We start from the raw sequence: 24,340 nt of genomic DNA, 5'->3' as shown, positions 1-24,340 counted from the left end.
GAGCCAGTCTACCCGCCGAAAATGGCTCGTTTGATCGCTGCATGGTTCACTCGGTACGCGCGAAACTGGTTCATTCGTCAGTTGCTGATTATCGTGATGAGGTAGACCAAACCACCCGCGCGACCCGCGCGAATTTGAGCTCGTAGAAAGCAGGCCACCCCGTGAGTGCAGTGCTGCGCGTCATGGCCGCCAACGGCTCCTTCTCAGAGCCGACTCGCGTGTCGTGGGCGAGCGGTCGCTTTGCGTTCGAAGAGGCGGCTGGCGCCGAGGCTAGCGCCGAGGCTGGCGCCGAGATTGGCGCCGAGGCTGGCGCCGCCGCGCCGCACGCCGACGCAGGCTGGATCATTCCCGGTCTCGTTGACGCCCACGTGCACGCAGCCTGGCACGCGTTCGACGCGGCGGATCGCGAGATCCTTGACGCGGATCCCGAGGTCAAGCATGAACGAACCGCGACTGCGCTTGCCAACACCCTCCGGGCTGGTTTCACGAGCGTGCGCGATGCCGGCGGCCTGACCCTCGCTGGATGCGACAGAATATCCGCGGAAAACCGGCCCAGAGTCGGACTTTCTGTCGCCCTCATTGGGCGGGCGGAGGCCGACGCCGCTGGCGGGCTCGACCGTGCGGTCGACGCCGTACTCGAGGCGGGCGCCACCTGGGTCAAGCTCGTTGCCACGGCCGGGGTCGCCGCGCCACCGAGGACGACGCTTGAGTCGCACTTTTCAGCCGCCGAGTTTGCCAGCGCTGTCGCTCGCGCAGACGCGGTCGGCGCCGGTGTCATGGTGCACGCCTGGGGCGGTGCCGCCATCGACCACGCGATTGCCGCGGGTGCCGCCAGTATCGAGCACGGCATCTACCTGACGCCCGCGCAGGCCCGCCGCGCGGCCGACGCCGGCACCACGTTCGTGCCGACGCTGCGCATCTATCGGCTTGTGCAGCAGATGATCAGCGCGGGCCACCTGCCCGCAGCGTTCGCCGACCGCGTCGACGACGCTGTCGCGCACCACCCTGGCGCGGTGCGCATCGCCCGAGACCACGGCGTCGCCATCGCGCTCGGCACGGACTACGGCACCTCCGCGCAGCACGGCACGAACCGGCTCGAATTCGACGCGCTCGTCGATGCGGGCCTGACCCCGCGCGAGGCGCTGGTCGCCGCGACGACGGCGGGCGCCGACCTGCTCGCGAGAGCGCAGCAGCAAGGGGCACCCCGCGAAGCTGTGCCGACGGGCGGGATTACCGCTGGAGCGGTCGCCGACGCGGTGCTGCTGCGCAGGGATCCTCGCGAGCGCGGCGCGCTCTCCGACCCGGAATCAATCGTCGGAGTGCTGCTCGGAGGACGCTGGATTGATCCGGCACCGCCGTCAGCCGCCCCGCCCGCTCCCCGCACTCCCCGTACTCCAAGTCAGACATCACAGCTGACCCCGTCCCCGACCCCACAGCAGACTTCGCCAGTTCAGGCACCCGCCCCACGAGAGGACCACCCGTGACCCCCACCCCGAACCCACGCCGCCGACTCGGGCTCGCGGCCGCAGCGCTCGCCGCGGCGCTGCTGCTGAGCGCGTGCGCGGGCGGCTCCGGCGCGACCGACCCTGACGCCTCCGGCGACCCGGTGAGCGGCGGCACACTCGAGTTCGGCCGCGTCGCGGCGGTCACCGACTTCGATCTCAATCAACAGATCACCGCGAACAACGCCTTCGCCATTGACAAGGTGTTCGAACCCCTCGTCAGCTTCGACAAGGACGGCAAGATCGTGCCTTGGCTTGCCGAGTACACCGAATCAGACGATGGGCTGAGCTACACGTTCACGCTGCGCGAGGGTGTGAAGTTCTCCGACGGCAATGATGTCACGCCCGATGACGTGATCTTCTCGCTGCAGCGACACCTCGATGTCGGCGGGCCGTTGCCGCTCGACGCGCCGATCGATGCGGTGAGCAAGACCGGCGACCGCGAGGTCACTATTACGCTGACCGCTCCCTACACGCCGTTCCTCTCGGAGCTCGCGAGCTTCTCGAACGGCATTTTCCCGAAGGATTTCGGGGGTGTGAGTGAGAAGGAGTTCTTTCAGAACCCGATCGGAACCGGCCCGTTCGTGGTCGACAAGTGGGATCCGAACGGTGACCTGAGTTTCGTGAAGAATGCGCACTACTGGCAGCAGGGCAAGCCCTACCTCGACTCGCTCGTCTACAAGCTGGTTACAGATGACACGCAGCTGCAGCAGCAACTGGCCGGGGGGCAGCTCGACGCAATCGACGATGTGCCGGCCGCGAACGCCGCGCAGCTCGATTCGGGTTCGGGCACCGTGCTGTCGCAGACGACCGGGTGGTCGACGGAGCAGGTGTTCTTCAACACCGAGCGCGAGCAGTTCGCCGACGAGCACGTGCGGCGGGCGGTCGCCCTCGCCCTCGACCGCGACGGCATCACGAAGGCAACCACGTTCGGCACCGCGGAGGTCGCGAACGCGCTGCTGCCACCGACGATCACCGACTCGGCAAACGACACGGTGAAGTCGCTCGACTTCGACGTCTCCGCGGCGAAAGCAGAACTCGCGAAGTCGGCGTATCCCGACGGGTTCTCCATCACGCTCACGCTCGCGAGCGGCGATTCCCAGCGTGCGCAGATCGCGCAGATCGTGCAGGAGTCGCTCGCGAAGATCGGCATCACGGTCAAGATCGAACAGCTCGACATCGCGGTGTTCCGTGAGCGATTCTTCGCCTACGACTTCGATTTCATGCTCAATAGCGGGCAGTCGGATGCGCCCGACCCCAATGGGTTCATCACCTTCCAGGCCGACCCTGAGGGATTCAGCAAGTCGTACTGGACGCACTACTCGAATGACCGCGTGACCGAACTTATGAAGCAGGGGCGCACCACGCCCGAGGGTAAGGAGCGCAAGCAGATCTATCTGGAGATCCAGCAGACGCTCGCCGACGAGGTGCCCTACATTCCGCTCTTCTTCCCCGCGAATCTGAAGGCGACACGCGACAATGTGCACGGCTTCACCGTGCTGCCCAACGGAAGCGTACGCTTCGAGGACACGTGGGTGGAAGCGCCTGCCAATTGATGACGAGTACCGGTCGAGGAGAGTGAGCACGTGCTGAGACGGGCACTCCGCGCGATAGCGAGGTTGCTCGCGCGCGTGGTGCCCGTCATGGTGGGCGTGGTGGTTGCAGTGTTTTTCCTGCTGAGGCTCGTGCCCGGCGACCCCGCCAGCATGATTCTTGGCGAGCGCGCGACCCCAGAGGCTGTCGCCGCTCTCCGCGCCCAGCTCGGCCTCGACCAGCCGCTCTGGCGCCAGTTCACGGACTTCGCTGGCCAGGTGCTCTTCCACTTCGATACGGGCAACTCGCTCGTCACGGGCACGTCGACCCGCGCGCTGATCCTGGAAAAAGCGCCCGTCAGCCTCGGCATCGTGCTGCTCGCGGTGCTGCTGGCCGTGCTGATAGCGGTGCCGCTCGCGCTCGCCGCCGCGCTGCGAAAAGACAGCTGGATCGATCACGCGGTGCGCATCGTGCCCGCCGTGGGAATGGGCATGCCGCTGTTCTGGATCGGGCTCCTACTGATCATCGTGTTCGCGGTGCAACTCGGGTGGTCTCCAGTGGGCGGAGTGGGAACGGGCCCGGGCGAACCGCTCCGCAGCCTGTTTTTGCCAGCGGTCGCGGTCGCGCTCGGCATGGCGCCGCCGCTGATCCGCTCTCTCCGGGCGCAGCTCATCGAGGCGCTTGAGGCCGACTTCGTGACGACGCTGCGGGCGGCGTGCGTCCCTGAACGGCGCATTCTGTGGCGGCACGTGATGCGCAGCGCCTCGCTACCGACCCTGACGCTGCTGAGCGTGAACACCGCGTATCTCATCGGCGGCACGCTCGTTGTTGAGCGGGTGTTCGGCATTAATGGTTTGGGTTCGCTGCTCTTCCAATCGATCGGCAATCGCGACTTTCCGGTCGTGCAGGGCGTCGCGCTGTACTGCGCGGTAGCCGTCGTCGTGGTGACCACGCTCACGGCCGTGCTGACGAGCGCGCTCGACCCGCGGCTGCGCGTCGCTGACGCTGATACTCTCGGCGTCGCTCGCGACACCGCTGGTGCCGGCGCAGAACACCTGGCCGTGTCGGGGGCGGCGCGATGAGGGGAATCTGGCGGCGAGCGTGGAACTCGCCGGCGTTCATCGCCGGCGTGATCCTGACCGCGCTCATCGTCGCCGTCGCCGTCGCCGCCCCCCTGCTGGCACCGCACTCGCCCACCGAACAGCAGCTCACCGGCGGGTTGTTGCCGCCGTCGGCGGAGCACTGGTTCGGCACCGATCAGCTGGGCCGCGACGTACTCTCGCGCGTGCTGTACGCGGCGCGCGTAGATCTCGGTATTGCGGCCCTCGCCGCGCTCGCCCCGTTCGTCATCGGGGTGACTGTCGGGCTCCTGTCCGGATACTTCGGCGGCGCGGTCGACTGGGTCGCTTCGCGCGTGACCGACACGGTAATCGCATTCCCCTTCTACGTCATCGTGATTGCACTCGTGTTCGCGCTCGGCGCGGGTGCCGGCGGCATCGTGGTGGCCTTCGCGCTCGTCGGTTGGGTCGGCTACGCGCGCGTGCTGCGAGCGATGACCTCGGCGCTTCGCGACTCGGGCTGGGTGCGCAGCGCGCGCGGCGGGGGGCTCTCTCACGCGCGCGTGCTGCTGCGACACGTGTTGCCGAACGTACTGCCGCAGGCGATCGTGCTGCTCGCGACAGAGATCGTGCTGATCATGGTCGCCATCGTGACGCTCGGGTATCTCGGCCTCGGTATCCGCCCGCCGACGCCCGACTGGGGCACCATGATCGCGGACGCCCAGCAGTTCATCACGACGCAGTGGTGGCTCGCGGCGATTCCCGGCTTCGCCGTGGTGCTCACCGGGGTCGCACTCTCGCTGCTCGGCGACGGCATCGGCGACGTGCTGCGGGTCGGAGGCGGTTCGGGCGGCGCGGCGCGAGGCGGCGGTCTTGGGCGCCGGATCGCGGCTGCCGCCGACCGGGGCGCAACGCTCGTGCCCGGAGCGATTCGCGTGCGTGGACTGCGCATCGAGACCGCTCAGGGCGGTGTTGTTGTCGGCGGTGAGACCGGCATCGACTTCGATGTCGCGCGCGGTGAAGCACTCGGCATCGTGGGGGAGTCGGGTTCGGGCAAGAGTCTGACGCTGCGCGCCCTGCTGGGCCTGCTGCCGAGCGGCGTGCGTGTGAGCTCGGGAAGTGTGGTCGTCGGCGGGCCCATCGGCATGGTGTTCCAAGATCCGCTCACCGCTCTCGACCCGCTCACTCGAATCGGCGGCCAACTGCGCGCCGCCGTCGAGGCTGCCGAGCCGGGTGCCGCGCACGGTGCGGTGCGCGAGCGCGTCGAGGCGCTGCTCGCGCAGGTGCGGCTGCCCGATCCGCGCCGTATGGCGCGCGCGTACCCCCACCAGCTTTCGGGTGGGCAGCGCCAGCGGGTCGTGATCGCGCTCGCGCTCGCCGGTAACCCGGCGGTGCTGCTCTGTGACGAACCGACGACCGCGCTCGACGTCACAGTGCAGCAGGAGGTGCTCGAACTGCTGCGCGAACTGCGTGCGAGCCGCGGGCTGACGCTCGTGTTCGTGTCGCACGATCTCGCCGTGGTGGCGGGCATGTGTGATCGAGTCGTCGTCATGGACACGGGGGTGGTGGTCGAATCGGGCACTGTCGATAAGGTCATCCGCAACCCGCGGGCAGCGGAGACACGGGAGCTGCTCGCGGCGGTGCCGCCACTGCCCGAGCTCGGCGCACACAAGCCGCACCCGCCTGCAACTTCGGCGCGGGCTGCGGTGGGCGATCCGGCACCCGCCCTGCTTGAGGTGCGTGACGCACATGTGAGCTACGGCGACTTCCGGGCCGTGGCGGGTGTGTCGTTCGCGCTTGTGCCCGGCGAGGCGCTCGGCATCGTGGGGGAGTCCGGATCGGGCAAGACCTCGCTCGCCCGCGCCATAGTCGGCCAGTTGCCGCTCGCCGCGGGCGACGTGCGCTGGGACGGTACTCCGTTCGGCGCGCGCCGCGACCGCGCGGAGCTGCGCCGCATCCAACTCGTTCCGCAAGATCCGTACGCGTCGCTCACCCCTCGTCGCACGGTGGGCAGCGTGCTCGACGAGGTGCTGCGGGCCGGGGGCGGGCGTCGGGTGGGTGCTTGGCGCGCTGGGCGTGATGCGCGTGTTGGGTGTGTTGGGCGTGATGCGCGTGCAGCGCGAGTGCGGGAGCTGCTCGAACTGGTGCGGCTCGACCCCGAACTCGCGGGCGCGACGCCCGACCGGCTCTCGGGCGGGCAGCGTCAGCGCGTGGCGATCGCGCGGGCGCTCGCTGCCGATCCGCGGGTGCTCGTCGCAGACGAACCAACTTCGGCGCTCGACGTGTCGGTGCAGGCCAGCGTGATCGAGCTGCTGCAGCGGCTGCGCCGGGAGCTCGGCCTCGCGCTGGTGTTTGTGTCGCACGATCTTGCCGTGGTGCATGCGCTCTGCGACCGGGTGCTGGTGATGCGCAACGGCGAGGTCGTCGAGACCGCGGGCCCCGAGTTCTTCACGGCCCCGCGCACGGACTACGCCCACCGGCTCCTGTCCGCGGTCCCGAGGCTCTAACTCTGGTCCTGCTTCTGGTTTGAGCAAGGGCTCGACCTGGACCTCGACCTCGACCTCGACCTCGACCTCGACCTACCGTCAACCCTTCCCGTACCTACCCTGAACCCTTCGCGGGTGAGCGATTTTTGCCACTTTCAGTCCAGAAAGTGACAAGAATTGCTCACCCGCGGGGCAGTCGTGGCCGGCCGCAGGTCGCCCGCGTGCGTGACTGCAGCTTGCTCGCGTTGCGCGTGCCCTGCGCTGCCTTGGTACTCTGCCAGTGACAGCATTGGAAGGGTGAGGCCATGGACGGCATCATGAACTGGTTCGAGCGCGTGCTCGACGGCTCGCTGTTCGATGGCGGAATCTTCCTGATCATCGGCATCGCTGGCGGCGTTCTTCTCCTCATTTCCCTGCTGCTCGACGGAATTTTCGACGCGTTCGACTTCGGCGACGGGCCGCTCAGCCTCACGACGATCGCTGCGTTCATGGCCATCTTCGGGTTTGCCTCGTTCGCGAGCGTCGGCGCCGGCATGTCGACGCCGGTCGCCACAGTCGTTGGAGCTCTGTCCGGGCTACTCGGCGCCGCCGCGGCCTGGTGGCTCTCGCGCGCGATTCGGGGCGCCGAATCAAACACGGCGGTGAGCGGCACTGACCTATTCGGCCTCACAGGCTCCGTCGTGCTCGCGGTCCCCGCGAACGGACTCGGCGAGGTCGCCGTGATTCGACACGGCGAACGCATCTCGCTCTCCGCGTCGGCCGAAGCCCCGATTCCCCGAGGCACGCAGGTGCGCATCGTGCAGATCGTTACGTCGACCTCGGTGCGCGTCGAACCCGTACTTCCTGAAGACCACGCCCAACCGTTAGACCGAACGGAGACGTAATGTTCCTCGCAAGCCCGGCGATCGTCGGCATATTCGGCGCGGTGATCGCACTCGTGCTGATTGCCCTCGTCATTATCAAGCGATACCGCATCGCCAAGCCAGATGAGGCAATCATCGTGACCGGCGGTAAAGGCAAGGAGATTGTCGACGCCGCCGGCAACAAGGGCCGCGACCTATCGGGGCAGAAGGTCGTCACCGGCGGTGGCGTGTTCGTAGTGCCGTTCGTGCAGAAGTCCTTCACCATCTCGCTGCGATCGCGCCGCCTTTCGATCACGACGGAAGCTCAGACGACCGACGGCATCACGATGCAGGCGCAGGCCGTTGCCGTCGTGAAGGTCGGGGGTACGCAAGAGATGATTCGGGCGGCCGCCCAGCGCTTCCTCTCGAACTCCGACGAGATCGATGAGTCAACCCAGGAGGTGCTGTCGGGTTCGCTGCGTTCCATCATCGGCGGTCTCACGGTGCTGCAGATCATTCGGGATCGCGCTGTTGTCGCTCAGAGCGTGCTTGAGGCCGCAGAAGAGGCGCTCACGAAGCAGGGCCTCGTCGTCGATACGCTGCAGATCCAGGAAATTCGAGATGGCGCTGACTACATCTCGAACATCGGTCGCCCCGAGGCAGCCAAGGTGCGCCAGGCGGCAGACATCGCCGAGACCATCGCGTACCAGGCGTCGCAGGAAGCAAAGATCGGCGCCGAGCGCGTGCTGCTCGATCGCAACCGAGAGCTCAAGCTGCGTCAGGCAGAGATCCAGGTCGAGACCGACAAGGCCAAGGCGCAGGCGTCGGCGGCTGAGCCGCTCGAGCAGGCGATCCAGCAGCAGGGCATCGTTGAGCAGCAGCAGATCACCGCCCAGAAAGAGGTTGCGCTGAAGACCCAGCAGCTGAACGCAAACGTGCGTGCGGTCGCTGAGGCCGAGGCATACCGCGTCGAGGCGCTTGCTAAGGCTGAGGCCGCTGCGTCAGTGTCGGCCGCAGAGGGTCGCGCAAAGGCGGTCGAACGTGAGGGTGTCGCGAGTCGCGTCGCCCGTATCGCCGCTGCCGAGGCCGTTGAGGCCGAGGGTCGGGCAGAAGCCGCGGCGCTTGAGGCAAAGGGTACCGCTGAGGCAACGGCTATCGATGCGCGTGCGCGTGCACTCGAGACTCAGTCGCAGGCGGTGCTCGCGCAGGAGCTCATCCACCTGCTCCCCGAGATTGCTGCGGAGTACTCGCGCGCGATCGGTGCGATCGACCACATGACCGTGGTGTCTGCGGACGGCACGTCGAAGGTCGCTGGCGAAGCCATGGGCAACATCAAGGGCCTGCTCGAGATGGCAAAGGACACCGTGGGCATCGACCTCGCGGGCATGCTCAACGGAGCCGTTTCGGGCGGAGCGGCCGGTGCCGCTGCGGGCCGCGCCTCGCGCGAAGAGAGCGGACGACGCGGATCGATCCGCGCCGAGTCGTTCGCGGGCGACCGTGACGCTGACCGCCAAACCGACCGCCACACCGACCGCTATGCCAGCGCCGATCACGGCGACCACGGTTCGGGGGCATGGTCGACTGCTGCGAACTCCGGCCTGCAAACCGCCGAGAGCCTCGCACAGAGCTCGCGCAGCCTGGCCGGGAGTGCGACCGACGCTGCCGCAGTGGCTGCGGACGCTGCGGGTGATGCGGCAACCGCCGCAAACGACGCCGCACGTGCCGCCGCAGCTGCTGCCCAGCGCGCGGGCACCGCAATCAGCGATCAGGCCAACGGTCTGGGAGCGGGCTCGCAGTAGCGAGCTCTCAGCTGAGTACGGCGGGTTGAACGAGTCGGACGGTGCAGAATAGGGGCATGCCCTCACGCCGCCCGCAGTCGCTGACGTCGGAGGTCGAGTCTGTGCTCGGCCCCGCGCCCACTGACTACGCGCAACCCGAGGTTGTCGTGCTCCGCCTCCGGCGGCACGGGCGCAGGCTCGTGCTGCCGGTGCTCGTTCTCGTTGTTGTTGCCGCGGCGAGCGGGTACTGGATCGGTACGCTGCCCGCGGCGTGGATGAACCTCGTCGCGGGCGGTGGCGCGATTGCGATCGCGCTGCTGCTCGGCGTCTTTCCGGTGCTTGGCTGGTTGACGCGGCGCACAACGGTGACGACGCGGCGCGTGATCCAGCGTCGCGGCGTGTTTTCGCGGCACCGGAGCGAGGTTGCGTTTGTGCGCGTGCGCGAGGTGCGCACCCGACGAACACTCGGGCAGCGGATGTGCGGTGCGGGTGACATTGATCTGTTTGTCGGTGCCGAGCAGGCCACGATCGTGGAGGTGCCGGGCGTCGCGACCGTGGCTGACGCGCTGCAGGAGCTCGTCGAACGAAACTACGCCCACGCCTCGCGCGTGGAACGGCGACTCGGTACGCCACAGACGTCGAATGTGACCTTCACGCCCGTGCCAGAAGCGCCACGGGACAGCTTCTTCTAGAGCCCGACGCCGACCGCTCAGGTCGTGCGTGCAATGAGCACGTCGATGAGTTCACTCGCGAGCTTCACGAGCCGTTCGATCTCATTCTCGTCGCGGTCGATCCAGCGGCATTCCGGGTCACCGACCGGCACGAAGTTCTCGTGCCGTTCCCACACCATGAGCGTGCGTTCGGCGCCCAGCACATACTGCTGCCACCACACCTGACGCAGGTAGTTGCGCGGGATCGAACGCCACTCCTTGTTCGTCGTCTTGATCTCGGCGAGCTCGACGGCACCGGTGCTGCGGAAGGCGAGCCCATCAGGGGTGGCGAGATGACGCAGATCGAGCTCCGCGTGAAAGAGCGCCTGGCTCGGCTCGATCTCGTACTCGCGAAGCACCCACGACGCAATCTCAGGTTCGCGCAGTTTGCCGTGCTCCGTGTACACGTTTCCGGTGAATCGGCTGCCGTGCAGCTTCTCGTGCGCCGCAGCTGCGATCGAGCGAGACGTCGAGAGCTTGGCGACGTCCGTCGCAGTAATGCCGCGGGCGCGTGCCCGCATCCACGCCATGCGATCGGTGCCGTCTGTCACGATGCGCTGCAGGTGCAGAGGGGCGGGGGCGAACACCCCCTTAGTTTCTCACGGCTCGCCTCGACGGGCTCACAGCGCGCCGATTCAGTCTTGATACTGATCAGTCACATCTATTAGGCTGGCAGAGTCCTACGTGTTTATTGAGTTCGACCCCTGTGCCGCCTCGCGAAAAGCACTGTTCGTATAGGTATGTGAGCGGGGGAACCACAGGTAAACGCGCTACCCTCATACGAGGGATATTCTGCCGCAGCACCCGGACAATTTGCGGCAGATATTGGGGAAACTAAGCCGAGCACATTGTGACGCACGTCCGTTTCGGGGGCGCGCGATGAGTTCAGCCGAGAGGAGCATTCCGTAGGAATGGAATCACAACAATTGCAGAGAACTGACGGTGGCAAGATTCGCGCATTGGTAGTCGATGACGAAGAATCGATTACGCAGCTCGTTGCTATGGCACTGCGATACGAGGGCTGGGAAGTTGACACTGCCGCCTCGGGTAAAGAAGCGCTTGACAAGATCAAGTCGTTCAACCCCGACGTCGCCGTATTTGACATCATGCTGCCCGACCTTGACGGTATGCAGCTGCTCGCGCGCCTGCGTTCGTCGGGCGAAATGTTCCCGGTGTTGTTCCTGACCGCACTCGACTCGGTTGAAGATCGCGTGAACGGCCTGACCGCTGGCGGCGATGACTACGTCGTGAAGCCGTTCAGTCTGGAAGAACTCATTGCCCGCATGCGTGGGCTTGTGCGTCGTTCGCAGCTCACGAGTGCGCAACACCCGGATCCAGTGCTTCGCGTCGGCGATCTCACCCTCAACGAAGACAGCTACGAGGTCGAGCGCGGCGGTGAGCCGATCACGGTCACCAACACCGAGTTCGAGCTGCTGCGCTACCTGATGCGCAACCCGAACCGCGTGCTTTCGAAGGCGCAGATTCTGGATCGCGTGTGGGCGTACGACTTCACCGGCAAGTCGACCGTCGTCGAGCTGTACATCTCGTATCTCCGCAAGAAGATCGATTCGGGTCGCGTGCCCATGCTCCACACCGTTCGCGGCGCGGGGTACATGCTCAAGCCCCAGGCCTAAAGGCCAGTAACTCGGGGAGCGGGCGAGCCTGGCTGAACGCAGCCGGTTCGTCCGCTCCATCCAAGATGTGATACGCTATTCCGTGGCCCAAGACCGCCGGTTGAATTCGCAAGAAATCCTAACGTCCGCGAAAGCGGAGACCTGCGCAGGTGCAGAACTCCTTGAGTACGGGATCCCGATCCCGATCTTCTGAAGCTCCGTGCATGCGCGCCGGAGCTTCTTTGCGTTTCAGGGGAAACCCGAGCGCATGACTGCTCTGAGCGGCGCGGCCCCCGAGCGGCATCCGCCGCGCGGGTACGACAAGCTAGGGAGCGCCATGGCTACGAAGGACGCTACGGTTGCCGATCTTCAGCAGAAGTTTGAAGAGTCGAGTGCCGTTCTGCTGACTGAGTACCGCGGACTTTCGGTTGCTGAACTGCGGGAACTCCGCAACAGCATCCGTGAGCACGCGACGTACGCTGTGGCGAAGAACACGCTGACTAAGATTGCGGCCAACAACGCCGGAATCACCGCATTCGATGACGAGCTCGCCGGTCCTTCGGCTCTCGCCTTCGTGCACGGTGACACCGTCGCGGTCGCTAAGTCGCTGCGTGACTTCGCCAAGGCACACCCTCTTTTGGTGGTGAAGGCGGGCTACTTCGATGGCAACGCCATGACCGCCGCTGAGGTAGGCAAGCTTGCCGATCTCGAGAGCCGCGAGGTGCTGTTGGCTAAGGCCGCCGGCGCTATGCAGGCTGCTCTGGTCGGTGCTGCACAGCTGTTCGCCGCCCTGCCCGCTAAGGCCGCTCGCGGCTTCGGCGCGCTGCAGGAGAAGCAGGACGCTTAAGACTCGGCTCACGCCGGATCGGTTATACACACCCGCTCGCATGCACTGCGTGAGAGCACACATCAAGGAGAAACATTATGGCTAAGCTTTCGACTGAAGAGCTGCTCGAGCAGTTCAAGGGCCTCACCCTCATCGAGCTCTCCGAGTTCGTCAAGGCATTCGAGGAGACCTTCGACGTCTCCGCTGCAGCTCCGGTTGCAGTTGCCGCAGCTCCCGCTGCCGCTGCTGAGGCCGTCGAGGAGAAGGACGAGTTCGACGTCGTCCTCGAGTCGGCTGGCGACAAGAAGATCCAGGTCATCAAGGTCGTGCGCGAGCTGACCGGCCTGGGCCTTGGCGAGGCAAAGTCCCTCGTTGAAGAGGCACCCAAGAACGTGCTCGAGGGCGCGAAGAAGGATGCCGCTGAAGAAGCGAAGGCTAAGCTCGAAGAGGCTGGCGCGGGCGTCAAGCTCGTCTAAGTAGTTCTGATGAGACTCAGTTACTGAGTCTTGTTTCCTGTGGGGGCAGGTTCGCTGAAAAGCGAACCTGCCCCCACTTGTTTGTGTTCCACACTTGAAACATGCCCCTGCCGGGCGCAAAAGCTGGTGCTTTCGGTGCTGAGCTGTTACGGTGTTCCGGCTGCGCAGGATCCAATGCACGCTCCGCGTGCTCGAACACTCCAGCGCACACCTTAGAAAGGATCCTCGTGGCCCTCATCTCACTGACACTTCGCCACGCGAAGCAGTACTGGCCCTACCTGGTTGCCGTGCTCGTACTGCAGCTACTGTCGACGATCGCGGCGCTCACGCTTCCCAGCCTGAACGCGCAGATCATCGATAAGGGCATCGCGCAGGGAGACACCGATTTCATCTGGCGCACCGGCGGCACGATGCTCATCGTGTCACTCGGTCAGGTACTCACCGCCGTTGCCGCCGTGTATTTCGGCGCTCGCACCTCGATGGGTATGGGTCGCGACCTGCGCCGCGAGGTCTACCGCAAGGTTGACTCTCTGAGCACGCTCGAGGCCACGAAGTTCGGCGCAGCGACTCTGATTACGCGCGGCACGAACGACGTGCAGCAGATCCAGATGCTCGTACTTATGACCCTGAACTTCATGGTCACCGCGCCGATCATGGCGATTGGCGGCGTCATCATGGCGCTCCGCGAAGACGCCGGCATGGCCTGGCTCGTCTGGGCATCCGTCGCGATCCTCGCCGTGATCGTCAGCTTCCTCGTCTGGATTCTGCTGCCGCTCTTCCGCACCATGCAGACCCGCGTCGACGCAATCAATGGCGTGCTGCGCGAGCAGATCATGGGCATTCGCGTCGTGCGCGCGTTCGTGCGCGAAAACTTCGAGGCAGATCGATACTCCGAGGCAAACCGCAATATCACCGAGGTGTCGGTGAAGGTGGGCAACGTCTTCGTGCTCATGTTCCCCGTCATTATGATGGTGCTCCACTTCGCCACGGCTGCCGTACTGTGGTTCGGCGGTCACCGCGTCGAAGACGGGCTTGTCGAGGTCGGCTCGCTGACCGCGTTCCTCCAGTACCTGCTGCAGATCTTGATGGCCGTCATGATGGGCGTTTTCATGACCATGATGATTCCGCGAGCGGTGGTCTGCGCCGAGCGTATTCGAGAGCTGCTCGACACGCGCTCGTCGCTGACGTTCCCCACGACGGCAACGGTGGCGACGCCGCCAGCGGGTCGCGTGGAGTTCAACGATGTCACCTTCGGGTTCCCGGGCGCCGAGAAGCCCGTGATTTCGAACGCGAGCTTCGTCGCCGAGGTCGGGAAGACCACGGCGATCATCGGCTCAACCGGCGCGGGCAAGACCGTGCTGCTCAACCTGATGCTGCGGTTGTACGATCCGCAGTCGGGGTCGGTCACGATCGACGGTGTGCCGGTCCAGTCGCTCACGCGCGGTCAGCTGGCCGAGACGATCAGCCTGGTGCCGCAGCGTCCGTACCTGTTCTCGGGAACCATTGCGTCTAACCTGCGCTTCGGCCGCGAGGATGCAAGCGAAGAGGAGCTGTGGGAGGCGCTGCGCGTCGCCCAGGGCGAAGACTTCGTGCGCGAGAAGGAACTCGGGCTCGATGAGCCGGTCGCGCAGGGTGGCACGAGCGTGTCGGGTGGCCAGCGTCAGCGGCTGTCGATTGCTCGGGCGCTCGTCGCGAAGCCGCTCGTGTATCTCTTCGACGACTCGTTTTCAGCGCTCGATGTGGCGACCGATGCGAAGTTGCGGGCTGCCCTGCCGAACGCAACGGCGGGCGCGACCACCATTATTGTCGCGCAGCGCGTATCCACCATTACCGAGGCAGACCAGATCCTCGTCGTCGAGGCTGGAGAGATCGTCGGCCGCGGCACCCACGAGCAGTTGCTCGAATCCAGCGATGTGTATCGCGAGATCGTACGCTCGCAACTTGAAGAGGCGGAGGCGGCGTAATGGCACGCAAGAAGAACGCAGCTGAGGCTCCGAAGACGGACGAGTTCGAGCTGCCCGACGATTACCAGCCCGACAACGACGACTGGACCGGTGGCCAGCCGACGAAGAAGGCAAAGCACTTCTGGCCGTCTGCGAAGCGACTCGTCGGTCTGCTCGCCCCGCACAAGTGGCTGTTCTCGCTCGTCGTGGTGCTCGTCATCGGCTCCGTCGTGCTCACGGTCATCGCACCGAAGATTCTCGGCCAGGCGATGGACGTCATTTTCAACGGTGTGCTCGGCAAGCAATTGCCGGGCAACATCACCCTCGACCAGGCCGTCGACTACGCCCGCTCCACCGGTAATGATCAGCTCGCTGACGTGCTCGCCGGCACACAGATCGTGCCCGGCCAGGGCATCGACTTCCCGCTGCTCGCGAAGCTCATCATCACCGTGCTCGCGCTATACCTCGTGGCTTCGGTGCTGATGTGGCTGCAGGGCTTCATCTTGAACCGACTCGTCATGAACGTCGTGTTCGAGCTGCGCCGCGAGATCGAAGAAAAGATCAACCGGCTGCCGCTGAGCTACTTCGACGGCCGCCAGCGCGGCGACGTGCTGTCGCGCGTCACGAACGACGTCGACAACATTCAGCAGGCGCTGCAGCAGGCGCTTTCGCAGTTGGTGCAGTCGCTGCTCACGGTGATCGGTATTGCCGCGATGATGTTCATCGTGTCGTGGCAGTTGGCGCTGATCGCACTGATCGCGCTGCCGCTCTCGGGCATTATCGCTGGCGTCGTTGGCGCGCGGGCGCAGAAGCTGTTCGTTGCGCAGTGGAAGCACACCGGCGAGCTGAACGGGCAGATCGAAGAATCGTTCACCGGCCACGAGCTGGTGCGCATCTTCAACCGTGACACCGAGATGCTCGAAGAGTTCGATCGTCGCAACGAGGGGCTGTTCGCCTCCTCGTACCGCGCGCAGGCGCTGTCGGGCACGATCATGCCCGCGATGCAGTTCGTGCAGTACCTGAGCTACGTGCTCATCGCCGTGGCGGGCGCGCTGCGCGTGACCGGGGGCCAGATGACGCTCGGCGATGTGACGGCCTTCATTCAGTACTCGCGTGAGTTCTCGCAGCCGATTGGCCAGATGGCCGGCATGGCGAACATGCTGCAGTCGGGTGTCGCCTCGGCCGAGCGCACGTTCGACCTGCTCGACGCAGACGAGCAGAAGCCCGACACCGCCTCGGAGCGACTGCCCGCGCGTACGAGCGGGCACGTCGAGTTCGACCGCGTGTCGTTCAGCTATGACCCGGCGCAGCCGCTCATCCAGAACCTGTCTCTTGAAGCTCGCCCGGGCCACACCGTGGCGATCGTGGGACCGACCGGCGCGGGTAAGACCACGCTGGTGAACCTCGTGATGCGCTTCTACGAGATCGACGGCGGCCGCATTCTGCTCGACGGTGTCGACATCACTCATCTGTCGCGAGCCGAGCTGCGCGGTCAGGTCGGCATGGTGCTCCAAGACGCCTGGCTGTTCGAGGGCACGATTCGCGAGAACATTCGCTACGGTCGTCTCGACGCCACCGACGAGGAGGTCGTCGCAGCCGCGGAGGCGACGATGGTAGATCGCTTCGTGCGACAGCTGCCCGAGGGCTACGACACGGTCATCTCTGAAAACGCGTCGTCGCTTTCGGCTGGCGAGCGTCAGCTGCTCACGATCTCGCGTGCCTTTATCGCGAATCCGTCGCTGCTGATTCTTGATGAGGCTACGTCGTCGGTCGATACGCGCACTGAGGTGCTGGTGCAGCAGGCCATGAGCGCGCTGCGGGCTGACCGCACGTCGTTTGTGATCGCGCACCGTCTCTCGACGATTCGCGACGCTGACACCATTCTCATGATGGAGAACGGCAGCATTGTCGAGCAGGGCTCGCACGAGGAACTGCTCGCCAAGCGGGGCGCGTACTTCGCGCTGTACCAGGCGCAGTTCGCCGGGGAAGACGCCGAGGCTCAGGCCGAGGAGATCTTCTCGGGCGGAGCCTCGACCGAGACCGGCACCGTGACACTGCCGGGCGCAGGCGTAGGCGCGGGCTCGGGTGCGGATGCGGGTGCGGGAGGTACTGCAACGCCGACCGCCGATCCAGCCCCCGGTGCCACCGCCAGCCCAGGCGCCCACGCCGCCCCGAGCGAACCTCCGCAGGAGCCGCGGGCGTAAATGGCGAGCGACGGATTCGAGCGGTTTCCGTTCCCACGAGGGCGCCGGGGTGGCATGAGCCGCCTCGGCGCCCTCGCCAGTGGGGGCATCATCGCCTGTGCGACGGCCTACATCGGTATCACCCATATCGCCGACCGTGACGTGACCGGTGCCTTGATGGTGCTCGCCTTCGGAGGTCTGCTGGCGCTTGCCTGCTTCGGCCTGATGCCGCAACCCCGCCCGCGTAAATCGTTCAGATACTTGAATCATCTGGTCATGACACGCGCGGAGCGGCCCCCGATTGATTCGTGGGTGCACGTCGCGCCGACGCACGCCCTGCGCCCGGCGCTGGTGCTCGCGTTCTCGTGGGCGGCGCTCGGATTTCTGGCTCTCGCCGTGTACAGCTGCCTGATGGCTTTCGGAGCGATTCCGCCCGCGAGTACGGGCGTCAGCCGAAGTGGATTGATTGTGGGCACGTGCGTCTTTGCAGTGCTGGGAATCGCGACCGGATGGATCGCCGGACTTGCGATTGGACGCAGCCTGCGCAACGGCAGCGTCGGCACCCGCCCGAGCGGCGTAACGCTGGGGGCTGCCACCGTCAGTGTGCGAGTGCCCGGACGCGACGTTGAGATTCCCTGGGCAAGCATTTCGAGTGTGCGGGCTGAGGTGACTCCGCTGGGTCGGCGCGAGCACGTCGCAGTGATCCGGCTCGATCTCGCGGGTGATATGGCAGAACGCGTGCAGCTGCTGCCAGCTGAGGGCTACGCCGTGCCGAGCGACGCTCTGTATACGGCCCTGCGCTGGTATCACGCTCGCCCAGAGACGCGATGGGAACTCGGCCGCGTTGAAGGTCAGCGGCGTCTCGACGCGTGGTGCGCTGACGCCGTGGCCGCGTACGGCGAGGCTCCGAACGTCAGCTAGACTGGTCAGGCTCCCCACGTGGCGCTATCTCAGGGAACTCCCCCAGGTCGGAAACGAAGCAAGGGTACCTGGGCTCTAGCGGGTGCGTGGGGAGTACTTTCGTTTCTGCGGCGGTACGACGCGAAGAGTACGATCGAGCCATGCAGTCTTCTGGGGGAGCGGCCGTTGTCGGCGCGGGGCCGAACGGGCTCGCGGCCGCAGTCACACTGGCCCGCGCGGGCGTTCCTGTCACGGTCTTTGAGGCCGCTGAGACCATCGGCGGTGGCACTCGTACGACCGAGCTCGTCGAACCCGGCGTGCTGCACGACGTGTGCTCAGCGATCCATCCGATGGCGCTCGCAACGGGGTTCTTTCGTGAGTTCGAGATCGAGCGTCGCATGGGGTTTGTCGTCCCCGACGCGTCGTTCGCCAACCCGCTCGACGGGCGGGCTGCGATTGCCTATCGTGATCTGAACCGCACGATCGCCGAACTCGGTCGGGACGGCGCTGCGTACGGTCGCTTTTATCGCCCGCTGCTGCGGCAGCTCGAGGGCGTGCTTGATTTCTCGCTCGGCGGTGGCATGCTGCGCTGGCCCGGGGACCCGTTCGCGGCGCTCGCAACCGGTCTCCGCGCCCTCGAGCAGGGCACGCCGCTCTGGAACCTCCGATTCCGAGAGCAGGCCGCACCCGCGCTGCTCTCTGGCGTTGCCGCGCACAGCATCGGAGCGCTGCCGAATCTCGCGACAGCGGGTGTGGGTATGGTGCTCGGCGCGCTCGGCCACGCGGCGGGGTGGCCGGTTCCGGTCGGGGGATCCCGCGCCATCACCGATGCGCTCGCAGCCGATCTGCTCGCGCACGGTGGGCGTATTGAAACCGGTCACCCGATCAATAACATCCGCGAGCTCTCTGACTACCGGGTGCGCCTCTTCGACACCTCGGCGCGCGGCCTCGACAGTATCGCCGGCTCGCAGTTGCCAACCCGGTACCGGCGCGCGCTGCGCCGGTTCGCCTACGGAGACGCCGCAACGAAGGTCGATTTCGTGCTCGACGGGCCGATCCCGTGGCGCGATTCGCGGGTCGCTCAGGCCCCTACCGTGCACGTCGGCGGGAGCCGGCCCGAGATCGCAGCGGCCGAGCGCGCGGTGGCACGGGGCGGGCACCCGGCCCACCCCTACGTGCTGCTGGCACAGACCGCAGAGTTCGACCCGGCGCGTAACGCCCCGGGAGTGAATGCGGTGTGGAGCTACACCCACGTTCCGAGCGGATCGACCGTCGACGTGGGGGAGCCCGTGATCCGGCAGATCGAGCGATTCGCGCCCGGCTTCCGCGACCGCATCCGCGCCGTGCGGGTGACCACGGCAGACGAGATGTCGCGATACAACCGCAATTACCACGGCGGAGATTTCAGTGCCGGCGCGATCACGATGCGCCAGCTCGTCGCGCGTCCGACGCTGTCGCGGGAGCCGTGGCGCACGCCGACTGCAGGCATCTATCTTGCGTCGTCGTCGACGCCTCCGGGGCCGGGCGTGCACGGTCTCTGCGGCTGGTATGCGGCGCGATCGGCGCTACGGCACGAATACGGGCTCGCCGCGCCGGATCTCGGGCTCGGCTAGCGCCGAACCCGAAGCACAATGTCGGGGGCCGCCGGTAGCATGGACCCCGTGGTTGCCGCACTCTATCGCCGTTATCGGCCAGAAGCTTTTTCCGAGATGATCGGGCAGTCGCAGGTGACCGAACCGTTGATGACGGCACTGCGCACTGGCCGTATCGGGCACGCCTATTTGTTCAGCGGCCCGCGCGGCTGCGGCAAGACGACCTCCGCCCGCATTCTCGCGCGCTGTCTGAACTGCGCTGAGGGCCCAACCGACACCCCCTGTGGCGTCTGCCCGAGCTGTGTCGAACTCAGCCGCGACGGCGGCGGGTCGCTTGACGTGGTCGAGATCGATGCGGCGAGCCACGGTGGCGTCGACGATGCGCGCGATCTGCGCGAGCGAGCGGTCTTCGCTCCGGCGCGCGACCGGTTCAAGATCTTCATCATTGATGAGGCGCACATGGTGACGCCCGGCGGCTTCAACGCTCTCCTGAAGATCGTCGAAGAGCCGCCGCCCCACGTGAAGTTCGTATTCGCGACGACCGAGCCCGAGAAAGTCATCGGCACCATTCGCTCGCGCACGCACCACTACCCGTTCCGATTGATCGCACCCGGAACGCTCATCGACTACGTCCAGTCGCTCTGCGACAGCGAGGGCGTGCAGGTTGAACCCGGCGTGCTGCCGCTCGTCGTTCGGGCCGGTGGTGGCTCGGTGCGTGACACCCTTTCGATCCTCGATCAGCTCATCGCGGGCTCTGAGACACCGCTCGTCACCGCTGAGCGCGCCGCTGGGCTGCTGGGCTTCACGCACGCCGAGTTGCTTGACGATGCCGTGGCCGCGTTCGGTGCCCATGACGCTGCGGCAGCGTTCGGTGCGACCGATCGCGTGGTGCAAACGGGGCAGGATCCGCGCCGCTTCGTCGAAGACCTGCTCGAGCGCCTGCGCGATCTCATCGTGGTCAACGCCACGACGGTCGACGGCGCCGCTGCGGTGTTCCGCGGCGTGCCGCAAGACCAGCTCACGCGGATGTTCGAGCAAGCGCGCGCGTTCGCGCCGGGCGAGCTCTCGCGCCTCGCGGACGTGGTCAGCGGCGCACTCGACAAGATGGCTGGAGCGACGGCGCCGCGCCTGCAGCTCGAACTCATGATCGCGCGCGCGCTCGTGAATACGTCACAGGCGAGTGTCGCTCCGATCGTCCATGCTCAGGCCCCGCAGGCTCAGGCCGCGCAGGCTCAGGCCGCGCAGGCTCCGGCCGCGTCAGCCCGGGTTGCTCCGGCAACTCCGGTTCAGCCGAAGCAGGATCCCATGGCCGCGCTCGCGGCGGCTCGCAGCGCGGCTGCGTCCGACTCGCCGCAGCAGTCGGCTCCGCAACAGCCGGCTCCGCAACAGCCGGCGCCGAATGCGGCCCAAACAGCGGCGTCGATTCGCGAGTTCCTCACGAGCGACGGCACGGCTGAACCCGCGAACGCTGCCGGACCTTCGAGCACAGCTGATACCCCTCCCGCGGCCGACACCGAGAGTGCCGCAGCTCCTCACCCCAATGAGGGTGCGGCCGGCTTCGGGCGCCCGATCTCGGCAATTCTCAGCCCGGCGCAGATCGAGAGCATTGGCGTAGACGCTCCCGCACCGCGCACCCCGCAGATTCCGACCCCGGCCGTCGAAGCCGCAATGCCCGCTGAGCCCGCTGCAGCCGCTGAGCCCGCTGAGCCCGCTGCGCCAGAGGCGAAGGACTCGGCCGAAACGCCTGCGCCGACAGAGCCTGAGGGTGACGCCGAAGCGGAGTCGGGCGGGTACGACGACCTGCTCGAACTGTGGCCTGACCTCCTCGAAGAGATTCTTGAGCTTGATCGCGATGCCTGGAACGCGGTGCGCGTCATTGCGCCGTTGGCCCTTGAGGGTGATGTGTTGACCGTGGGGCTGGCCTCTGAGTCTGACCTCTCCGCGTTCAAAACGACGGGAGCGGGCCCGCTGCGCGAGGCGATCCTCTCGGCAGTCGGCATCAATGTGAAATACAAGCCAAAGCGCATGTCGGCGGGCGAAGCCGCCGGCGGGCCCGCTGCGGCGCGCGAGTCGGGCACTGCTGCCGACGCAGAGGAGCCTCATCCAGCGGGGCCATCCGACGCACCAGCAGCAGCCCCGACTACCGCAGTAGCGCAATCGACGAGCGCGGCGAACGTTCAATCTGCCGAGCCCGAACTCGACCCGAACGACCCGATGGCTCGGGCCGCCGCCCGGCTGAGCGGGCTTGGCCCGGCGCTCGCAGCGCCCGCGTGGGCTGACCCGATTCCGGGCACGGCTTCGCAGGCGGCTGCGCTCTCGAGCGGAGCTGGTTCGCCGACGGTGACGCCCGCAACTCTGCCCTCAGGTGTACCCGCGGCAGCGCCGACTGACGCGCCCCCCTCAGCCGAGATCGCTTCACCGGCGCCCGATGCTGAGCCGAGCGAAAGTGGGCCATCGGAGTCCGCTCGCTTCCCTGATCCAGCGGCGTTTGGTGACCCGTACGCGGATGATCCGGGCGATCTGCCTGACGATGCGGGCGACGGCGATCCGTACGCCGCGTCAGCGGCCGCGATCCCGGTACCGGAGGCGCAAATTCGCGAGGCTCCGGTTCGCGAGGCCCAGGTTCGTGAGCCCCAGGTCCGTGAGCCGCAGGCCACGGCGCCCCAGGGTGCTGCCTCTCCCGCCACCAGCCCAGCCGCTGTCCCGGCCTCCGAATCGCCCGCATCGGCCGAGGGCGAGGCCAAGCCGGCGCGCCCCGCGTTCACTCGCTACGGTGAGTCGGTTGTGCGCGAGGTACTGGGGGCCCGCTTTGTCGAAGAACGGCCGCTCCCGCCGCGCTAAGCGGCCTGACACACCGTCACGACTAGGGTGTGTGCTGAGCGGCGCACGTCACTTTGTTACTCCGAGGAGGCTCCACCGTGTACGACGGCATTGTCCAAGACCTGATCGACGAGTTCGGTCGACTGCCGGGCATCGGTCCGAAATCGGCGCAGCGCATCGCATTTCACATTTTGCAGACCCAGAACTTCGACGTCTCGAAGCTGGCAGAGCTGCTGACAGACGTGCGTCAGCGCGTGCGTTTCTGCGACATGTGCGGCAACATCACCGAGGACGAGCGCTGCTCCATCTGCCGCGACCCGCGCCGCGATCACAGCCTCATCTGCGTCGTCGAAGAGCCCAAAGACGTGGTGGCGATCGAGCGGACGCGGCAGTTCCGTGGCCTGTACCACGTGCTCGGCGGGGCAATCAGCCCGATCGACGGCATCGGTCCCGACGACCTCAGCATTCCGGCACTGATGCGCAGGCTGGGGGAGAGCACCGTGCAAGAGGTGATCATCGCCACCGACCCGAATCTCGAGGGCGAAGCCACCGCCGCCTATCTCTCGCGACTACTGACGGCGATCGAGGTACCGGTTTCGCGGTTGGCTTCTGGGCTACCCGTCGGTGGCGACCTCGAATTCGCCGATGAGGTGACGCTCGGCCGCGCGTTCGAGGGACGCCGCAGAGTCGAGTAGGCGTATACGTCGCGCGAAGATCCGTTCCGATAGACTGACCTTTCGGCTCGGACACTCAGGAGGAACCCGCGTGGCATTAATTGTGCAGAAATTCGGGGGCTCGTCCGTAGCAGATGCCGAGAGCATTAAGCGGGTCGCGAAGCGGATCGTCGAAGCGCGCCGGGCCGGCAACGAAATCGTCGTGGCCGTCAGCGCCATGGGCGACACCACCGACGAACTGCTCGATCTCGCAGCCGAGTGCACGCCAATCCCGGCGCCGCGCGAGCTCGACATGCTGCTCACCGCGGGCGAGCGCATCTCGATGGCGCTGCTCGCAATGACCATCAAGGGGATGGGTATCGAGGCGCTCTCGTTCACTGGCAGCCAGGCCGGCATGATCACGACCGCCGAGCACGGCTCCGCAAAGATCGTCGACGTCACGCCGGGCCGCGTGCGCGAGGCGCTCGATCAGGGCGCTGTCGCTATCGTCGCTGGCTTCCAGGGCTTCAGTCGCGACTCGCGCGACATCACGACCCTCGGTCGCGGTGGATCAGACACGACCGCCGTGGCGCTCGCTGCCGCCCTCGGCGCCGACGTCTGCGAGATCTACACCGACGTTGACGGCATCTTCACCACTGACCCCCGCGTTGTGCCGCTCGCGCGCAAAATCGATGCGATCACGGCCGAAGAAATGCTCGAGCTCGCGGCCTCCGGCGCGAAGGTGCTGCACCTGCGCGCCGTCGAGTACGCGCGCCGCCACGGCGTCGTGCTGCACGTCCGCTCCTCGTTCTCAGACGAGCAGGGCACCATTGTCTACGACCCCGAAAAGGGGCATCCGAAGGGAGATCAGGTGGAAGAGCCGATCATCACTGGAATCGCTGCTGAAAAGGATGAGGCAAAGGTCACCGTCGGTGGCGTGCCAGACATTCCGGGCAAGGCAGCCCAGATCTTCGAGATCGTCGCGAAGACGCACGCCAACATCGACATGATCGTGCAGAACGTGTCGGCCGCACAGACGAACCGCACCGACATCTCCTTTACCGTGCCGCTCGGTGACGGTCGCCGGGTAATCGAAGCGCTCGAGGCTGAGCGCGAGGCGCTCGGGTTCGAGAGCCTGCAGTACGACGATCAGATCGCGAAGCTCGCGGTCGTCGGCGCTGGTATGCGCACGAGCACTGGCGTCTCGGCGCAGTTGTTCCGCGCGCTGTACGAGGCCGACATCAACATTGAGATGATCTCGACCTCAGAGATTCGGATCTCAGTCGTCACCCGCGCCGACCTGCTCGACAAGGCCGTGCGCGTGCTGCACACCGCATTCGGCCTCGACGCCGAGACCGAAGCAACGGTCTACGCCGGCACCGGCCGGTAACTCACTCGACGCAACGTCTTTACGCGTCATTGCGA

General features: G+C 66.4%; 18 protein-coding genes and 1 other RNA gene. 18 read left to right on the top strand and 1 reads right to left on the bottom strand.

The window, feature by feature from the left end; all coding sequences use genetic code 11:
- The first annotated feature begins 161 nt into the window (after nucleotides 1–161).
- The 7 genes from ACFWHR_RS13815 to ACFWHR_RS13785 all read left to right on the top strand — a co-directional run bounded on the left by ACFWHR_RS13815 (nucleotide 162) and on the right by ACFWHR_RS13785 (nucleotide 9,891).
- Nucleotides 162–1,484 (top strand): amidohydrolase family protein, encoded by a 1,323-nt coding sequence (locus tag ACFWHR_RS13815; protein ID WP_382448892.1) that lies wholly within the window; start codon nucleotides 162–164, stop codon nucleotides 1,482–1,484.
- Complete coding sequence (locus tag ACFWHR_RS13810) at nucleotides 1,481–3,058, top strand: ABC transporter substrate-binding protein (protein WP_382448891.1); 1,578 nt, start codon at nucleotides 1,481–1,483, stop codon at nucleotides 3,056–3,058. The genes ACFWHR_RS13815 and ACFWHR_RS13810 overlap by 4 nt, the downstream gene beginning before the upstream one ends.
- 30 nt (nucleotides 3,059–3,088) lie before the next feature.
- Nucleotides 3,089–4,117, top strand: coding sequence for an ABC transporter permease (locus ACFWHR_RS13805; RefSeq protein ID WP_382448890.1), 1,029 nt, complete (start codon nucleotides 3,089–3,091; stop codon nucleotides 4,115–4,117).
- Entirely contained in the window at nucleotides 4,114–6,600 is a 2,487-nt protein-coding gene (locus ACFWHR_RS13800; RefSeq protein ID WP_382448889.1) for an ATP-binding cassette domain-containing protein, read from the top strand. Before ACFWHR_RS13805 ends, ACFWHR_RS13800 begins: the two co-directional genes overlap by 4 nt.
- A 284-nt stretch (nucleotides 6,601–6,884) precedes the next feature.
- A complete protein-coding gene (locus ACFWHR_RS13795) occupies nucleotides 6,885–7,463 on the top strand; it encodes a hypothetical protein (RefSeq protein ID WP_382448888.1) in 579 nt (192 codons plus the stop codon).
- Complete coding sequence (locus ACFWHR_RS13790) at nucleotides 7,463–9,220, top strand: flotillin family protein (protein ID WP_382448887.1); 1,758 nt, start codon at nucleotides 7,463–7,465, stop codon at nucleotides 9,218–9,220. The genes ACFWHR_RS13795 and ACFWHR_RS13790 overlap by 1 nt, the downstream gene beginning before the upstream one ends.
- A gap of 56 nt (nucleotides 9,221–9,276) precedes the next feature.
- Nucleotides 9,277–9,891: a PH domain-containing protein gene (locus tag ACFWHR_RS13785; RefSeq protein WP_382448886.1), complete on the top strand. Its 615-nt coding sequence runs from the start codon at nucleotides 9,277–9,279 to the stop codon at nucleotides 9,889–9,891.
- 17 nt (nucleotides 9,892–9,908) lie between these two features.
- Here the strand turns inward: ACFWHR_RS13785 and ACFWHR_RS13780 are convergent, their stop codons facing one another.
- Nucleotides 9,909–10,439 carry a YqaJ viral recombinase family protein gene (locus ACFWHR_RS13780; RefSeq protein ID WP_382449184.1) on the bottom strand — a complete coding sequence of 177 codons (531 nt, stop codon included), beginning with the start codon at nucleotides 10,437–10,439 and terminating at the stop codon, nucleotides 9,909–9,911.
- A 381-nt stretch (nucleotides 10,440–10,820) separates the two neighbouring features.
- Here ACFWHR_RS13780 and ACFWHR_RS13775 point away from each other — a divergent pair, with 381 nt between their 5' ends.
- The 11 genes from ACFWHR_RS13775 to ACFWHR_RS13725 all read left to right on the top strand — a co-directional run bounded on the left by ACFWHR_RS13775 (nucleotide 10,821) and on the right by ACFWHR_RS13725 (nucleotide 24,305).
- A complete protein-coding gene (locus ACFWHR_RS13775) occupies nucleotides 10,821–11,543 on the top strand; it encodes a response regulator transcription factor (RefSeq protein ID WP_382448885.1) in 723 nt (240 codons plus the stop codon).
- Nucleotides 11,544–11,859: 316 nt separating this feature from the next.
- Nucleotides 11,860–12,369 carry a 50S ribosomal protein L10 gene (gene rplJ / locus ACFWHR_RS13770; RefSeq protein ID WP_382448884.1) on the top strand — a complete coding sequence of 170 codons (510 nt, stop codon included), beginning with the start codon at nucleotides 11,860–11,862 and terminating at the stop codon, nucleotides 12,367–12,369.
- 77 nt (nucleotides 12,370–12,446) lie between these two features.
- On the top strand, nucleotides 12,447–12,824 hold the full coding sequence (gene rplL, locus ACFWHR_RS13765; RefSeq protein ID WP_382448883.1) for a 50S ribosomal protein L7/L12: 378 nt from the start codon (nucleotides 12,447–12,449) through the stop codon (nucleotides 12,822–12,824).
- A 227-nt stretch (nucleotides 12,825–13,051) separates the two neighbouring features.
- Nucleotides 13,052–14,788, top strand: coding sequence for an ABC transporter ATP-binding protein (locus ACFWHR_RS13760; protein WP_382448882.1), 1,737 nt, complete (start codon nucleotides 13,052–13,054; stop codon nucleotides 14,786–14,788).
- A complete protein-coding gene (locus ACFWHR_RS13755; RefSeq protein ID WP_382448881.1) occupies nucleotides 14,788–16,971 on the top strand; it encodes an ABC transporter ATP-binding protein in 2,184 nt (727 codons plus the stop codon). The genes ACFWHR_RS13760 and ACFWHR_RS13755 overlap by 1 nt, the downstream gene beginning before the upstream one ends.
- Nucleotides 16,972–17,025: 54 nt before the next feature.
- Entirely contained in the window at nucleotides 17,026–17,871 is an 846-nt protein-coding gene (locus tag ACFWHR_RS13750) for a hypothetical protein (protein ID WP_382448880.1), read from the top strand.
- An 8-nt stretch (nucleotides 17,872–17,879) separates the two neighbouring features.
- Nucleotides 17,880–17,970: signal recognition particle sRNA small type (gene ffs, locus ACFWHR_RS13745), an RNA gene on the top strand.
- A 41-nt stretch (nucleotides 17,971–18,011) separates the two neighbouring features.
- Complete coding sequence (locus ACFWHR_RS13740; protein ID WP_382448879.1) at nucleotides 18,012–19,463, top strand: phytoene desaturase family protein; 1,452 nt, start codon at nucleotides 18,012–18,014, stop codon at nucleotides 19,461–19,463.
- 39 nt (nucleotides 19,464–19,502) lie between these two features.
- Complete coding sequence (locus ACFWHR_RS13735; protein ID WP_382448878.1) at nucleotides 19,503–22,283, top strand: DNA polymerase III subunit gamma and tau; 2,781 nt, start codon at nucleotides 19,503–19,505, stop codon at nucleotides 22,281–22,283.
- Nucleotides 22,284–22,360: 77 nt separating this feature from the next.
- Nucleotides 22,361–22,957 carry a recombination mediator RecR gene (recR, locus tag ACFWHR_RS13730; RefSeq protein WP_382448877.1) on the top strand — a complete coding sequence of 199 codons (597 nt, stop codon included), beginning with the start codon at nucleotides 22,361–22,363 and terminating at the stop codon, nucleotides 22,955–22,957.
- A 70-nt stretch (nucleotides 22,958–23,027) separates the two neighbouring features.
- Complete coding sequence (locus ACFWHR_RS13725) at nucleotides 23,028–24,305, top strand: aspartate kinase (RefSeq protein WP_382448876.1); 1,278 nt, start codon at nucleotides 23,028–23,030, stop codon at nucleotides 24,303–24,305.
- Nucleotides 24,306–24,340 lie beyond the last annotated feature (35 nt).

The sequence above is a fragment of the Leucobacter sp. NPDC058333 genome (assembly GCF_042726155.1).
Taxonomy (GTDB): Bacteria; Actinomycetota; Actinomycetes; order Actinomycetales; family Microbacteriaceae; genus Leucobacter.
This window is presented reverse-complemented; position numbering and strand designations above follow the sequence as displayed.